We start from the raw sequence: 16312 nt of genomic DNA on the forward strand, positions 1-16312 counted from the left end.
TCGGCGATCCCCGGGTTAGGCTGGGTGCTTCCCCCGCCCATTCCCCCCTTCGTCGTGAGCCGAATCACCTCGCCCGTCGCCACGCACGTCGTCTATCCCGCCCGGAGGAGGCAGAGGACCCCGTGAAAGCGTCGTCGTGGCTTCGCGCGCGCCCGCGCACCCTCGCATCCGCGGGGATCGTGACGACCGGCGCGGTGGCGATCAGCACGATGGCGTTCCTCTACGAGGGCTTCCCGACGACCGAGGTCGACCTGCACGACGGGGGAGTGTGGGTCACGAAGCAGTCGAGTCTGCTCGTCGGTCATTTCAATCACGAGTCGCGCGTGCTCGACTCGGGACTGCGCACGGTCAGCGACGAGTACGACATCCTCCAGTCCGGCGACAACGTGCTCGTCGTCGACAAGGCGGGCTCCTCTGTCACGGCCATCGATCCCGCGATGGTCGTGCTCGGCGACAACGCGCAGGTGCCGGGCGGCGCCGACATCGCGCTCGGCGGTTCAACGCTGGCGATCCTCGACCCGAGTGCAGGCTCCCTGTGGGTGCTGCCGGCGAAGGCGGTCGCGAGCTTCGAGCCCGCCGGCAACGAGCCGGTGGCCGAGCTCGGTGAGGGCGCCGACGTCGCGGTCGGCCTCGACGGGACGGTCTACGCCGTGGCACCCGCGACGGGTGAGGTCGTCACGATCCGCATGGGCGGCGACGGCGATCCGGCCGAGCCGGAGCGCGCCGCGCTCGACGGGCTCGGTGCGAATGCGGATGCCTCCATCACGGTCGTCGGCGACGTCCCGGTCGTGCTCGACAACGAGAGCCGCACGGTCTGGAGCACACGCGGCCTGCGCGCCGAGCTCGAGGTGGACGGGGCATCCGTGCTTCAGGCCCCGTCCGAGCCCAACGACGCCGTCATGGTCGCATCGCCCGGAGCGCTGCTGCGGGTTCCGCTCGACGGCTCAGAGATCGCCGAGACGAAGGCCGAGGGTGAGGGCACCCCGGCCGAGCCGGTCTTCCTCGAGGGCTGCGCGTACGGTGTGTGGTCGGGGTCGACCGCGTTCGTGCGCGACTGCGTCGGCGAGGCCGACGACCAGTCGACGACGGTGCCCGGCGCCAATCCGGATGCGTCGCTCAGGTTCCGCGTGAACCGCGACGTCATCGTGCTCAACGACGTCATCGGCGGCGCGGCGTGGATGGCGAGCGAAGACCTGCAGAAGGTCGACAACTGGGAGGACATCACTCCGCCCGAGGGTGAGACCGACGAGAACGACGACGAGACGACCGACGAGACCGTCGAGACGACTCTCCCCGAGCGGTCCGCGATCAACACCCCGCCCGTCGCGGTGGACGACGAGTTCGGCGTCCGCCCCGGCCGCACGACGATGCTGCCGGTGCTCGACAACGACTCCGACGCCGATGGCGACGTGCTCACCGTCACCATCCCCGATCAGGGGCCGTCGTTCGGCGAGGTGCAGTCGATCAACAACGGCTCGGGTCTGCAGATCGCCGTCCCGGAGGATGCGACCGGCACGACGACCTTCCAGTACGAGGCCGATGACGGCCGCGGCGGACGCGCGCGCGCGAACGTGCAGCTCACCGTGCACGACTGGAGCATCAACGGCGCGCCGAAGCAGAACCGCGTCACGGCGATCGCGGTCGAGTCCGGCGGCGTCGTGTCGTACAACGTGCTGCCCGACTGGATCGATCCCGACGGCGACGACGTCTTCCTGAGGTCGGTCACACCGGCCGAGGGCGACGAGGCCGACTTCACGGCCGACGGCCGCATCACCTATCGCGCGCTCGGGCCGACGCAGGGCCGCAAGGACGTGGTCATCTCCGTGTCCGACGGAAGCGAGGTCACCGAGGGAGTCGTGCGCTTCGACGTGCGCCCGCCCGGTTCGACACTCCCCGTCGCGAACGCCGACCACGTCGTCGTGCGCGCCGGCAAGTCCGTCACGGTCTCGCCGCTCGCGAACGACACGAACCCGAGCCGCGAGCCGCTGCGCCTCACGCGCGTCGACGAGACGCCCGGCGCATCGCTGTCGCCCGACTACGCGAACGGGCGGTTCGCGTTCTCCGCGAAGCAGCCGGGCGTCTACTACGTGCAGTACCTCGTGTCGGCGGGGTCGCTGTCGGCCCCCGGCGTCGTGCGTGTCGACGTGCTCGAGGACGCGGAGACCGACCTGCCGCCGATCGCGGTGCGCGACGTCGCGCTGCTCCCGAGCGGTCGCGAGGTGCTCGTCGACGTGCTCGCGAACGACTCCGACCCGTCGGGCGGCATCCTCGTCGTGCAGTCGGTGACGGTCGAGCAGTCGAGCGGCGTCTCGGTGTCGGTGCTCGGCCACGAGACGCTGCGCATCACCGACCAGGGCGCGCTCGCCGAGCAGGTCACGGTGAAGTACACGATCTCCAACGGCAAGCACAGCGCCGACGGCGAGGTCGTCGTCATACCGATCCCCGCGCCGTCGAAGCTGCGGCCGCCGGTCGCGAACGACGACCGCGTCGTCGTTCGGGCGGGCGACGTCGTCACGATCCCGGTGCTCGAGAACGACTACCACCCCAACGGCGACACGATGCACCTCGCCTCGGAGCTGGTGGAGCCGCTGCCGGAGCCTGAGGACGGTGAGATCTTCGTCGCCCAGGACACCGTGCGCTTCCGCGCGGGCGACGAACCGGGCACCGTCTACGCGACGTACGAGGTCGTCGACAGCACCGGTCAGAAGGACGCGGGGTACATCACGATCCAAGTGCTTCCGGTGACCCCTGAGACCAACCAGGCGCCGCGGCCCGAGGAGCTGACGGCCCGCGTCGTGGGCGGGGCGACGGTGCGCATCGCGATCCCGCTCGACGGGATCGACCCCGACGGCGACTCCGTGGACCTCCTCGGCATCGCATCCGCGCCCGAGAAGGGCCGCATCTCGCAGGTCGGCCCCGACTGGCTCGAGTACCAGGCGGTCGGCGACTCGGTCGGCGTCGACGAGTTCACCTACCGCGTGCGCGACCGCCTCGGCGCCGAGGCGACCGCCTCCATCCGCGTCGGCATCGCCCCTGCGGGGTCCATCAACCAGGCGCCGTACGCGGTGAAGGATGCGATCGTCATGCGCCCGGGCCGATCGGTCGCGGTGCCGGTTCTCGCAAACGACTCCGACCCCGACGGCGACCAGATCACGCTCGTGCGCAACGGCGTCGAGACGGCCGACGTGCCGGGTCTGTCGGCGGAGGTCCTCGGCGACCGCGTCGTGGTGACGTCGCCCGGCAGCGAGGTCGTCACGTCGCTGCAGTACCGCGTCCGCGACGTGCGCGGCGCCGAGGCGATCGGAGTCCTCCAGATCACGGTCGCCGACGACGTGCCGCTCATGAAGCCGATCGCGCGCGACGACCGCATCCTCCCGCAGGACGTGGAGGACGCATCCGTCGACCTCGAGGTGCTCGCCAACGACGAGGATCCCGACGGCGTGGTCGCCGACCTCGAGGTCACCGCGGAGGGCACGGGCGTCCGCGTGCTCCCGGACGGCCGCCTGCGCATCGAGATCGGCGACGAGGAGCGCCTCGTCCAGTACCGCATCACCGACCGCGACGGCCTTCAGGCGACCGCGTTCGTGCGCGTGCCGTCGCTCGACTCGCTGCCGCCGACGCTCGCGACGACGGAAGGCGTCGAGGTGAACAGCGGCGAGACGATCGAGATCCCGCTCGCCGACCATGTGCGCACATCGCGCGGCACGCGTGCGGTGATCACGGAGGCGGCGAAGGTCTCCGCCGTGCACGGCGACGGGTCAGAGCTCGTGAAGGACCAGACGACACTCGTCTACACCTCCGAGCAGGGGTACTTCGGCCAGGACGCGATCACCTTCGAGGTGACCGACGGCACCGGGCCCGACGACCCGGACGGCCTCAAGGCCACCCTCACGCTCCCCGTCACGGTGCTGCCTCCCGACAATCAGCAGCCGGAGTTCCTCAACGGCCAGATCTCCGTCGCCCCGGGCGAGGAGGCGAGCCGCCTCGACCTGAGGGCCCTCACGACCGACCCCGACCCGGGTGACGTCGCGCGTGCGTCGTACACGCTCGTGGGCGGTGCACCGAGCGGACTGAGCGCGTCGATCTCCGACGGCACGCTGAGCGTCAGCGCGGATGCCGCCACACCGAAGGGCACGCAGGCGACGCTCCGGGTGCGCGTCACCGACGGCGAGACCGAGCCGATCGAGGGCGACGTCGTCGTGACGGTGACGGCCTCGACGCGCACGCTCCCGACCGCGAACGACGACGTCATCGACGAGGCGAACCAGGGCACGACGATCACGGTTCCGGTGACGGCGAACGACTTCAACCCGTTCCCCGACCGGCCGCTGAAGGTCGTCGCGGCCGCTGTCGAGACGGGCAACGGCACCGCTGAGGTGCGAGGCGACCAGGTGGCGGTGAGCCCGAACAGCACGTTCGTCGGCACGATGGTCGTGCGCTACCGCATCCAGGATGCGACGGCCGACGTCGACCGCGAGGTCGAAGGACGCATCCTCGTCACGGTGCAGGGCCGGCCCGAGGCTCCCGGCACACCGTCCGTGTCGAGCGTGCAGGACCGCACGGTGGTGCTGTCGTGGACGCCGCCCGCCGACAACGGCGCGCCGATCACGAAGTACGTCGTGTCGTCGACGCGCGGCGACTACTCGAAGGACTGCGCGGCCACCACGTGCACGCTCGACGGGCTGACGAACAACGTCGAGTACAACTTCACCGTCGTCGCGGTCAACCGCGTCGGCTCGTCCGACCCGTCGCCGGCATCGCCGCCGGCGCGCCCCGACGCGCGCCCCGACACGCCTCAGCCCCCCACGATCACGGGCTTCGGCGACCGCAGCCTCTCGATCGCGTGGGTGACGCCGCCGACGCCCGGTTCGCCCGTCGAGTACTTCACGCTCGAGATCTCACCCGCTCCTCCGTCGGGCATCCCCGAGAAGACCAACATCACGGGCAACACCTACGTGTGGGAGGGCCTCGAGAACGGCACCGCCTACCAGGTGCGCGTCAAGGCGCACAACCGGGCGCCGGATGCCTCGAGCTACAGTGCGTGGTCGGCGACGGAGATCCCCGCGCGTGCGCCCGAGCCCGTGGCCGCCCCGTCGACCCAGCGACTCCAGCCGGTCGGCAACCAGGCGCAGCTGCAGGTCTCGTGGGCGGCGCCCGCCAACAACGGTGCACCCATCGCCGGGTACGAACTGCAGGTGATGCGCGGCGGCTCGGTCGTCAGCACGATCCCCGGCATCCCGGCCACGCAGACGAGCCAGGCGGTCGTCGTCGACACGTCGACCACGGACTACACGTTCCGGCTCCGGGCCAGCAACAAGGCCGGCTGGGGCGAGTGGGGCGCGCAGTCCGCACCTCGCCGTGCCTTCACCCCGCCCGGTGCGCCCACGATCACGGGCGTGACCCCCGGCGACCGCAGGCTCAACGTCACCTACACGCCGGGTGCCGGAAACGGCGCGACGGCGAGCGAGCTGCGGTACGAGTACTCGCTCAACGGCGGCGGCTGGCAGGCCTTCAACGGGTCGACGATCACGGGTCTGACGAACGGCACGACGTACCAGGTGCGCCTGCGCGCGTACACGTCGATGGACGGTGTGCGCTACGACGGCGCCCCGTCGGCGTCGTCGGCGGGAAAGATCCCGTACGGACCGGTCAACACACCGGGAGCGGGCGCCAAGGCGAGCGGTCAGAGCATCACGTACAGCTGGAGCGCTCCTGCGCCGAACGGCCGACCGATCCAGCGCGTGCAGATCAACATCAACGGCAACGGGTGGGAGAACGTCTCCCTCAACGGCAACCGCACGATCAACCACGGCTACGACTTCAAGGGCACGATCCAGGTGCGCGCGTACGACAGCGAGGGCCAGGTGTCGGCCGTGCGGTCGGCGTCCGACACGACGGCGCAGCGACCCCAGGCGTCGGCGCAGGCGGGCAAGGGCAGTCGGACGAACAGTCCGACGTGCACGAGCACGCAGTGCGCCTACCTGACGGTCACGACGCAGAACTTCCCCGCGGGGGACTACCGCATCTCCTGCAACGCGACCGGCCCGTACGGCGGCACCCCGTTCGCCGGCGGCGGGACGTACCACCTCCCGGCGAACGGCACCATCCAGCTCGGCTGCTACTTCGGTGACAACGGCGAGCAGGTGTGGGTGACGATCCACGGCTGGGGCGATTCCAAACGCACGACCTGGTAGGGCCGGCACGGATACCGACGACGACAGACACAGCGATACGAGAGAGATGACCATGACGATGACACCGGAGCAGGCCGCCTGGTTCCAGGGGACCTTCACGCGCCTCGTCGACAACGTGGACCGAGCCCTCATGGGCAAGCGCGAGGTCGTGGGACTCGTGCTCGCGGCGATGCTCGCCGAGGGCCACGTGCTGCTCGAGGACGCGCCCGGCACCGGAAAGACGAGCCTCGCCAAGGCGCTCGCGGCGACGGTGCAGGGCACGAGCTCGCGCATCCAGTTCACGCCCGACCTCCTGCCGTCCGACGTGACGGGCGTCACGATCTACGACCAGCAGGCGCACCGCTTCGAGTTCCACCGCGGTCCCGTCTTCGCGTCGATCGTGCTCGCCGACGAGATCAACCGGGCGTCGCCCAAGACGCAGTCGGCGCTCCTCGAGGTCATGGAGGAGTCGCGTGTGACCGTCGACGGCGTGCCGCACGAGGTCGGCCGTCCGTTCCTCGTCATCGCGACGCAGAACCCCGTCGAGCAGGCGGGCACGTACAAGCTGCCCGAGGCGCAGCTCGACCGCTTCCTCGTGAAGACGAGCATCGGCTATCCCGACCTCGCGGTGGCGGAGCGCATCCTCGCCGGCGCCGCCGATCGCAACCCGTCGGCGCACCTCCCCGCGATCATCACGACCGGCGCCGTCGCCGACATGGCCGACCTCGCCGCGACGGTGCACGTCGAGCCCGCGGTGCTGCGCTACACGGCGCAGCTGGCCGAGGCCACGCGCGCGGATGCCTCTGTGAACCTCGGCGTGTCGGTGCGCGGCTCGCTCTCGCTCATCCGCATCGCGAAGGTCTGGGCCGCCGCGCAGGGCCGACACTTCGTGACGCCCGACGATGTCAAGGCGCTCGTCGGTCCGGTGTGGACCCACCGTCTCGTGCTCGACCCCGAAGCCGAGTTCTCGGGCACCACCGCCGAGGCCGTCATCGCCCGCACGCTCGAGAGCGTCCCCGCACCGCAGGCGAGGGCCGCCGCCTGATGACCTCCGCGACCCTCGCGTCGGCCGAGCCCACGCAGAACGAGTCCCCGCGCAGCGCGTCAGCGGTGCGCGAGGACGCCGTGGGCGCGCCCGCGGGGGACCGCAAGGCGAGATGGACGGATGCCGCGGCGCCCGTCGCCGCAGCGGTCCTGCGCCGCGCGCGGTCGGTCGCGGGAGTCATCCGCCCCATCGCGTGGGTGCTCATCGTCGCGGCGATCGCCCTGTGGATCGCGGGCAGCGTGCTCGGCTGGTGGGAGCTCACCGTGGCGGCGGTCGTCATCACGTTCGTGCTGGCGCTGTGCGCGCTGTTCCTCATCGGACGCACCGCCTACGACGTGTCGCTCGATCTCAACCGCACGCACGTCGTGGTCGGCGAGCGCGCGGTCGGCGCGCTCACGCTGTCGAACCCCGGTGGGCGGGCGATCCTGCCGTCGCGCGTCGTGCTCCCGGTCGGCGCCGGTCGCGGCGTGTTCGACGTGGGCCGCCTCGCCGCCGGCGAGTCGGTCGAGGAGCTCTTCGCGATCCCGACGTCGCGTCGCGCGGTGCTGCCGGTGGGTCCGGTGAGCGTCGTGCGCGGCGATCCGCTCGGTCTCTTCGAGCGCGTCCACCGTCGCGACGAGCCCGTCGACCTGTTCGTCCACCCCAAGACGGTGCGCTTCGAGGGGCAGTCGCTCGGGTTCGTCCGCGACCTCGAGGGTCTCACCGCGCGCGACCTCTCGCGCGACGACGTGTCGTTCCACGCGCTGCGCGAGTATCAGCCGGGCGACGACCTGCGGCACGTGCACTGGCGCTCGTCGGCGCGCACGGGTGATGTCATGGTTCGGCAGTACGAGGAGACGCGCCGTTCGCACTTCGTCATCGGCCTGTCGTGCAATCCGTCGGACTATCGCGACACCGACGAGTTCGAGCTCGCGATCTCGGCCGCCGGCTCCCTCGGCCTTCGTGCCGTGCGCGACTCGCGGCGCGTCGACCTGCGAGTGCAGGGCCGCTCGGTGGCCGCCACGACGGGCAAGCGCCTCCTCGACGCGCTGTCGGCGCTCGAGCCGTCGAAGCCGCGCGACGGCGACATCCTCGACCTCACGACCGCCCTCGTGGCGACCGTCGAGCTCGCGAGCATCGTCGTGCTCGTGTGCGGCTCGGGCGTGAACCCGGCCAAGCTGCGCGCCGCGTGCGGGCGGGTCCCCTTCGGGGCGCGCGTGCTCGCGATCGTCACGCACAGTGGCGCCACCCCGTCGCTGCGCCGCGTGGGCGAGGCGGATGTCGTCACGATCGGCGAGCTCGACCAGCTCCCCGCCGCCCTCCGGAAGGTGCTCGCATGAGCGCGCCGAACGACGCCCCCGTCGTCGAGCGGGAGAAGCGCGAGGAGGCTCGCGCCGAGGCCGCGCGCCGCCGCGAGCAGCGCACGCGCCGTGCGGCGGAGCGGCGGGCGAACGCGACGACCGCCACGCGCCGGTGGGTGCTCGACCTCGCCGCCGCCGCGCTGCTCGTCGCGGTGCCCATCGCCGGGTTCTGGCCCACGTTCGGCGGCCCCGCGTACCTTCCCGCCGCGGTCGGCGGAGCGCTCGTGGGCCTGGCTGTCGCCGCGTTCGCGGCGCGCCTGCGATGGGGCGTGCTCGAGCAGGCGGGCCTCGTCGTGCTCGCGTACTTCCTGCTCGGCCCGGCGCTCGCCGTCCCGCAGACGACGATCCTCGGCGTCATCCCCACGCTCGAGTCGTGGATCCAGCTCGGCACCGGCATCGTCACGTCGTGGAAGCAGCTGCTCACGACGTTCGCGCCGGTCCCGGCATCCGAGCAGTTCCTCATCGTCCCGTTCCTGCTGTCGCTCGTCGCGGCGACGCTCACGGCCGGCTTCGGCCTGCGCCTGCGCCACGCGGCATGGGCTCTCCTTCCCGCCGCGGCGTACCTCGCGACGCAGATCGCGCTCGGCACGTCGCAGCCGGCGATCCCCGTGGTCGAGGGCATCGTGTTCGCGGTGGTCGCGGTCGCGTGGCTCGCGCTCCGCGAGGCGTGGGCCCCGTCGTCGGCCGCGGTGTCGCTCGGAAGCGCGGACGGGGGAGCGGATGCCGCGAAGAGCGGCTCCGCCCGCCGCGCGCTGCTCGGGTCGGGCGTCATCGCGATCGCGGTCATCGCGGGCGTCGTCACGAGCGGGTTCGCCGCGCCGGCGTCGCCGCGGTACGTGCTGCGCGATGTCGTGATCCCGCCGTTCGACGTGCGCGAATATGCGAGCCCCCTGCAGTCGTTCCGCTCGCTCGTGCGCGACCACCCCGACGACACGCTGTTCACCGTGACGGGGCTGCCGGAGGGCGCGCGCGTGCGCCTCGCGACCATGGACGCCTACTCGGGCACCGTCTACAACGTGTCCGACGAGGGCGCCGGATCGTCCAGTGCGTTTGTGCCGATGCGCGACACGATGCCGCCGACCGTCGAGGGCGCCGAGGCCTCGGTGCGCGTCGAGATCGGCGAGTTGGACGGCGTGTGGATGCCCGAGGTCGGCTCCGTGACATCCGTCCGCTTCGACGGCGACCGCGCCGACGACTTGCGCAGGTCGGCGCACTACAACGCCGCGACCTACACCGCGGTCGTGACGGCCGCGCTGCAGGAGGGCGACGCGTACGACCTCGACGTGGTCGTGCCGTCGGTGCCCAGCGACAAGGCGCTCGAGGGTGTGGGCTTCGCGCCGGTGCGGCTGCCGAAGCAGCAGGGCGTACCGAAGGAGTTCGCGGAGATCGCGTCGGATGCCGCTGCCGAGGCATCCACCCCGATCGAGCAGGTCCGCGCTCTCCAGGAGATGCTGTCGACCGAGGGGTTCTTCAGCCACGGGCTCGAGGGGCAGCCGCTCTCGCGCGCCGGTCACGGCGCCGAGCGCATCACGACGCTGCTCGGCTCGGAGCAGATGGTCGGCGACGACGAGCAATACGCGGTCGCGATGGCGCTGCTCGCCCGCGAACTCGGCATCCCGGCCCGTGTCGTGCTCGGGTTCTACCCCGATGAGGACCGCGTCGACGAGCCCGTGTTCGAGGCCGACGGCGAGAACGTGCACGCGTGGGTCGAGGTCGCGTTCGACGGCGTCGGTTGGGTGCCGTTCGACCCGACGCCGCCGGAGGACCAGGTGCCCAGCGACCAGGAGACCAAGCCGCGCGCCGATCCCAAGCCGCAGGTGCTGCAGCCCCCGCCGCCGCAGCAGGAGCCGGTCGACCTGCCCCCGACGATCCCCGACGAGCGCGAGCCCGAGGAGGGCGACGACGGCATCGGCGCCATCATCTGGGCGATCGTGTCGATCACCACCGCGACGATCGGCATCCTCGCGCTGCTCGCCTCGCCGTTCATCGTGATCGGCGCGCTCAAGGCGGCACGGCGCCGCAAGCGCCGCAACGCCGAGCGCGCCGCCGACCGCATCAGCGGCGGGTGGGACGAGCTCGTCGATCGCGCGGTCGACTACGGCACACCCGTGCGTGTCGGCGCGACCCGCCAGGAGGATGCGCACGTCGTCCGCACCGCGCTCGAGGAGCCGGCCGTCACGACGCTCGCCGACCGCGCCGACGCGCAGGTGTTCGGCCCGACCGAGCCCACGCAGCAGGACGTCGACGAGTTCTGGCGCCAGGTCGAGGAGATCGTCGGCACGATGGGCAGCCGCACGACGTTCTGGCGCCGCGTGCGCGCCCGCCTGTCGCTGCGCTCGCTGCTGGCCGGCACGCGCTTCGCCCTCGCCCGCCCGTTCGCCGCCGCACGCGCGTCGGCCGCCTCGTCGTCGCGCCGGTCCCGCACCGCCGCCGAACCCCGCACCCCTTCCGAACCCGCGGAGACCGCATGACCAACCCGCCCCCCGCAGCAACGGCCGCCGTGCCCGCCACGATCGCACGCCGCGTCGGCGCCTACGTGATCGACGTCGCGATCGCGTTCGGCATCTCGCTCGTGCTCGTCGGCGTGTGCGCCGCGATCATCTTCGCGATCGGTCCCGCGTGGACGCAGAGCGCGCTCGCCTTGACGGCCCTCCTCATGTACGTCGGCGTCGGGTTCGCGGCGCTCGCGTGGGGGCTCGTGTACACGGCGATGCAAGGTGTGCGCGGATCGATCGGCCAGCGGCTTGTCGGCATCACGCTGGCGGATGCCGCGACCGGCGCCCCGATCGGCTTCTGGCGCGCACTGCTGCGCAACATCGTCTTCAGCCTCGCGGGCTCGATCGTCGTCGGATACTTCTCGCCCCTCTTCGACGCGAGCGGCCGTCGCCAGGGCTGGCACGACAAGGTCGCATCCGCCGTCGTCGTCGATGGCGACGATGCAGAGGGCTCCGCGGCCACGCCGCCGGCGGCGGCGCCGTCCACAGGAGTCCCGATGCAGCGCCTCGCGTCGCCCGCGCACGCGCCCGCCGCGGGCGGCTCGCCCAACGCCCCGACCGGCCCGGTCCTCACGGGCGCGGCGGCGCAGGCGACCGCCCCCGCGTACACGGGAGGAGTCCCGCCCCGCCCGCCGCTTCCGCCGCGCCCGCCCGCCCCGGCGCCGCAGGCCGCCGCCCCGGCGCCGCAGGTCGCTCCGGCGCCGCAGGTCGCGCCCGCGGTGGTCGTGCCGTCGACGGGCATGATCGCGCACGTCCCCGGGATCACCGGCGACCGCCCGCGTCCGGATGCGGCATCCGTCGCTTCCGCCGGCGACGACGACCTCGACGCGACGCTCGCCGCGCGACCGAACCGGACGTCGACCCTCACCGTCCCGCGCCCGGCGCTCGACCCCGACGCGCGTGCGATCGCGGTCCTCACGTGGGACGACGGCGGCCGCATGGCCGTGTACGGGCGCACGCTGTACGGCCGCAACCCCGCCGCCGAGCCGGGTGCCGTGAGCGTCGCGGTGCGCGACGAGACGCTGTCGCTGTCGAAGACGCACTTCGAGATCGGATGCGACGACGCGGGCGCGTGGATCGTCGACCGCCACTCGACGAACGGCACGGTGCTCGTGCGCGACGGCATGCGGCATCCGCTTCTTCCGGGTCAGCAGACCACCCTGCGCCCCGGCGACCGCCTCGAGTTCGGCGACCGCACCGCGACGGTGAGCGAGCCTTCATGACGCAGTCTCCGGTGACGGTGGTGCACGGGTCGGCGACCGACCCGGGCCTGCGCCGCCGTATCAACGAGGACTCGTTCATCGCCTCGTCGCCGCTGTTCCTCGTGGCGGACGGGATGGGCGGGCACTCGGCCGGCGAGATCGCGAGTGCGACTGTCATCGACGAGTTCTCGAAGCTCGCCGGGCGGGCGAGCCTCACGATCGACGAGGTGCACACGACGCTCGCGGAGGCACGCCGCCGCGTCGAGGCGCTGCCGCCCGGCATGGGCGCGGGTGCGGGCACGACCCTCGCGGGCGTCGTCATCGCCGACATCGACGGCGAGGGGTACTGGCTCACCATCAACCTCGGCGACTCCCGCACGTACCGCCTGAGCGAGGGCGAGTTCGAGCAGATCAGCGTCGACCACTCGATCGTGCAGGAGCTCATCGACAGCGGCGAGCTCGACGCCGCCGCCGCGACGCGCGACTCCCGCCGCAACGTCATCACGCGTGCGATCGGCGCGGGCAGCGAGTCCGAGCCCGACTACTGGCTCATCCCCGCCGAGGAGGGCGACCGCATCCTCGTGTGCTCCGACGGGCTGTCGGGCGAGCTCGACAGCGACGCGATCCGCGAAGTGCTCCTCGCGGAGCGCGACCCGCAGGCTGCCGCGACGCGACTCGTGCATGAGGCGATGCTGCACGGAGGCCGCGACAACATCACGGCGCTCGTCGTCGACGCCGTCCGTGTACACTCGCGGGCGCCCCGCGCAGGACACGACACCCTGCCCGGTGAGTCGGTCGTCGATCACATCGACGGCGACACGCTCCCGCGCGCGGTCGCAGGAGGAGGCTTCTGATGTCGGTGAACTATCGACCCGGCGAGATCCCGGTCGCCGTCACCCGCCGCGGTGCGGTCGCCCTGTCGGCCGACACCCCGCCCGCGCTCGCCGTCCGCATCTGGACGGAGGTCGCCGAGGGCCGTGGGCTCGCGGCAGTGCTCGAGGCCCTCACGGGCACGTTCGGCACGTCTCTCGCGTCGCTTCCTCCGTTCGCGGTCGCGCTCGCCGAGGGCACGTCGCTGCGCGTCGCGGTCCGCGGCTCGCTCGAGCTCGAGGTCGACACGGCCGGCGGGCGCGAGACGATCTCGGGCGCCGGCGTCACCACGTGGACGGAGCGCGTGCTCGACGACGTCGCCCACGTGACCCTCCGCACATCGGCGACGGCCCAGCGCGACGACGACCCGGGGCTTCCGATCGCCGACGGAGTGGTGCTCGCGTCGACGGTCGAGTGGGTGCCGGATGCCGCATCCGCCGCTCCGGCCGAGCCGGCGGCCACGCCGACCCAGGCAACCCCTGCCCCCGCCCCGGCCGCGCCGAGCCCGGCTGCCACAGTCGCCGAGCCGGTCGCCGCGCCGATTCCCGAGAACGGAGACGCCGCTGCGGCCGAGGGATCGCACGGCCCCGTCATCGCCTCGGTCCCGCTCGACGGCTCGATGGTCGAGACGCTGCTTCCGTCGGAGTCGACGATCGCTCCGGCATCCGCCGCCGCGGCCGCAACCGTTGATCCGGGCATCGGCGACGACGACCTGTGGGGCGAGACCATCGCGCGGCCGAAGGCCGACTCGTCCTCGCACGAGTCCGAGGCCACCGTCCAGGCCGACTCCACACGGGCGGTCGAGGGCGACCACGACGGCGAGACGATCTCGGTCGCCCAGGCGCGCGCCTTGCGCACGGCGGGCATCGTCGACTCGGTGCCTCCGCCGCTCGCGGCACCGCGGCCTCCCGCCCCCGGCCGCATCCGGCTCTCGACCGGCCAGACGCTCCTGCTCGACCGCACGGTCGTGATCGGGCGGCGCCCACGCGCGACGCGGGTGACCGGCACCGATCTTCCACACCTCGTCGCGGTCGACAGCCCGCAGCAGGACATCTCGCGCAGCCACATCGAACTGCGGGTCGAGGGCGACAGCATCGTCGCGACCGACCTGCGCACGACGAACGGCACGACGCTTGTCCGTCAGGGCGGCGACCCCGTGCGGCTGCACCCGGGGGAGCCGACCGTCGTCGTGCCGGGCGACGTCATCGACCTCGGCGACGGGGTCACGGTCACCGTCGAAGGGATCTCGTGAACGCGAAGCGCACTCCGCAGGCGCCGCCCGAGCTGCCCGGCTTCACCTACGTCGATGTGCTGGGGTCGGGCGGCTTCGCCGACGTGTACCTGTACGAGCAGCATCTGCCGAAGCGCCGCGTCGCGGTCAAGGTGCTGCTGACGGAGCGCATGTCGAGCGGCTCGGTCGCCGAGTTCACGGCCGAGGCGAACGTCATGGCGATGCTGTCGACGCATCCGGCGATCGTCACGATCTACCAGGCGGGAGTCGCGGGCGACGGCCGGCCGTATCTCGTCATGGAGTACTGCCCGAAGCCGAACCTCCAGGTGCGCTATCGACGCGAGCCGTTCTCGATCGCCGAGTCCCTCCGCGTCGGCGTGCAGGTCGCCGCGGCCGTCGAGACGGCGCACCGCGCGGGTGTGCTGCACCGCGACATCAAGCCCGCGAACATCCTCGTCACGGAGTACAACCGCCCGGCGCTGACCGACTTCGGCATCGCCTCGACGACGAGCGCGGCGGCCGAGTCGGCGGGACTGTCGATCCCGTGGTCGCCGCCCGAGTCATTCGCCGACACGCCGCGCAGCGAGGTGCGCTCCGACGTGTACGCGCTCGGCGCGACCGTCTACACACTCCTCGCGGGCCGCTCGCCCTTCGAGCAGCCCGGGCGTCGCAACACCGCCGCCGAGCTCATCCAGCGCATCGAGACCGCGCCGCTGCCGCTGCTCGACCGCGCCGACGTGCCGGCGTCGCTGCACGCGGTGCTCGCACGTGCGATGGCGAAGTCGGTCACCGACCGCTACGAGAACGCCCTCGCGTTCGCCCGCGCGCTCCAGAAGGTGCAGATCGAGCTGTCGCACTCGGTGACCCCGATCGACATCCTCGACGACGGCGTGACCGACGAGATCGTCGAAGACGAGGACGACGGCCTCACACGCGTGCGCGGCGTCGTCAGCATCAACCCCGAGACCAACCCGGCGGCGGGCCTCACGCGCCCGTCGGCGACCACCGCGCCGTCGCGGCGCGAGCCGGAGCCCGTCGCGACGTACGTCGAGGCACCCGACGACACGGTGCTGCGCCCCGGTGCGGGCGTCGCCGGCGCCGACACGGTGCGCCACGCATCCGCACGCCCGACGCCTCCCGTGCCGTCCTCCGTTCCCGGCGTCGCGACGCCCGCACCGGGGCGATTCGACGACCTCGACGACATCGACGCGACGAACCTGCGCGTGCCGACGGATGCTCCCGAGCCGGCACAGGCGCCGCCCGCGCCCTCGCGCAAGGGTCTCGTCATCGGGCTCGTCGCCGCCGCTGTCGTCGTGGTGATCGCCGTCGTGCTGGCGGTGTCGCTCCCGGCCCTGCTCGGTGGATCGCCGGATGCCGCGCCCACCCCGCCCGCGACCTCGGCGCCCAAGGATCCGATCTCCGCCGTCGTCGCACCTCCGGCAGACCTCGACGGCACGCCCACCGCCGACGGCGTCGAGTTCACGTGGACCAACCCCGACCCGCAGGAGGGCGACCGGTTCCTCGTCGGGGTCGTGACCCGAGCCGATCAGGACCCGGAGTTCGAGGCGGTGACCGAGCCGACCGCGACCGTTCCCGCCGACCCCTCCGGCACGACGTGCATCGAGGTGATGGTCGTGCGCACGAACGGGCAGTCCTCCGATCCCGCGAAGGAGTGCGTGCCGTGAACGCCGTCGAGTCCCGTGTGACTGAGCCGCGGACCGATCGCCTGACGGTCGAGTTCGCCGGTGAGATCTTCCACGTCGAGCCTTCGCAGACCTTCACGGTGGGCCGTGAGGGCGATCTCGCGATCGACGACAACCTCTTCCTCCACCGCCAGTTCCTCACGATCGAGCGGGTCGACGGGCTGTGGATCCTCTCGAACGTCGGCAGCCGGCTGTCGGCGACGGTGACCGACTCGGGCAGCCGCGTGCAGGCGTGGCTCGCGCCGGGGGCGCG

At 72.4% G+C, this 16312-nt stretch carries 8 protein-coding genes and 1 pseudogene; all 9 read left to right on the forward strand.

The window, feature by feature from the left end; all coding sequences use genetic code 11:
• Window positions 1–122 precede the first annotated feature (122 nt).
• Entirely contained in the window at window positions 123–6194 is a 6072-nt protein-coding gene (locus tag VFF97_RS09690) for an Ig-like domain-containing protein (RefSeq protein WP_325033293.1), read from the forward strand.
• A 52-nt stretch (window positions 6195–6246) separates the two neighbouring features.
• The gene (locus VFF97_RS09695) at window positions 6247–7218 is read left to right on the forward strand and encodes a MoxR family ATPase (protein ID WP_325033294.1); all 972 of its coding nucleotides are present in this window, start codon (window positions 6247–6249) and stop codon (window positions 7216–7218) included.
• Complete coding sequence (locus VFF97_RS09700) at window positions 7218–8537, forward strand: DUF58 domain-containing protein (protein WP_325033295.1); 1320 nt, start codon at window positions 7218–7220, stop codon at window positions 8535–8537. The genes VFF97_RS09695 and VFF97_RS09700 overlap by 1 nt, the downstream gene beginning before the upstream one ends.
• Complete coding sequence (locus tag VFF97_RS09705) at window positions 8534–11029, forward strand: transglutaminase-like domain-containing protein (protein ID WP_325033296.1); 2496 nt, start codon at window positions 8534–8536, stop codon at window positions 11027–11029. The genes VFF97_RS09700 and VFF97_RS09705 overlap by 4 nt, the downstream gene beginning before the upstream one ends.
• Window positions 11026–12276, forward strand: a complete 1251-nt coding sequence (locus VFF97_RS09710) for an RDD family protein (RefSeq protein ID WP_325033297.1) — start codon at window positions 11026–11028, stop codon at window positions 12274–12276. Before VFF97_RS09705 ends, VFF97_RS09710 begins: the two co-directional genes overlap by 4 nt.
• Window positions 12273–13109, forward strand: coding sequence for a PP2C family protein-serine/threonine phosphatase (locus VFF97_RS09715; RefSeq protein ID WP_325033298.1), 837 nt, complete (start codon window positions 12273–12275; stop codon window positions 13107–13109). The genes VFF97_RS09710 and VFF97_RS09715 overlap by 4 nt, the downstream gene beginning before the upstream one ends.
• Window positions 13109–14377, forward strand: a complete 1269-nt coding sequence (locus VFF97_RS09720) for an FHA domain-containing protein (protein ID WP_325033299.1) — start codon at window positions 13109–13111, stop codon at window positions 14375–14377. The genes VFF97_RS09715 and VFF97_RS09720 overlap by 1 nt, the downstream gene beginning before the upstream one ends.
• The gene (locus tag VFF97_RS09725) at window positions 14374–16041 is read left to right on the forward strand and encodes a serine/threonine-protein kinase (RefSeq protein ID WP_325033300.1); all 1668 of its coding nucleotides are present in this window, start codon (window positions 14374–14376) and stop codon (window positions 16039–16041) included. Before VFF97_RS09720 ends, VFF97_RS09725 begins: the two co-directional genes overlap by 4 nt.
• Window positions 16038–16312 (forward strand): annotated as a pseudogene (locus tag VFF97_RS09730) (hypothetical protein); the annotation flags it as partial. The gene VFF97_RS09725 and the pseudogene VFF97_RS09730, both read left to right, overlap by 4 nt.

Origin of the sequence: Microbacterium sp. (genome assembly GCF_035687345.1) — a bacterium.
Lineage (GTDB): Bacteria > Actinomycetota > Actinomycetes > Actinomycetales > Microbacteriaceae > Microbacterium.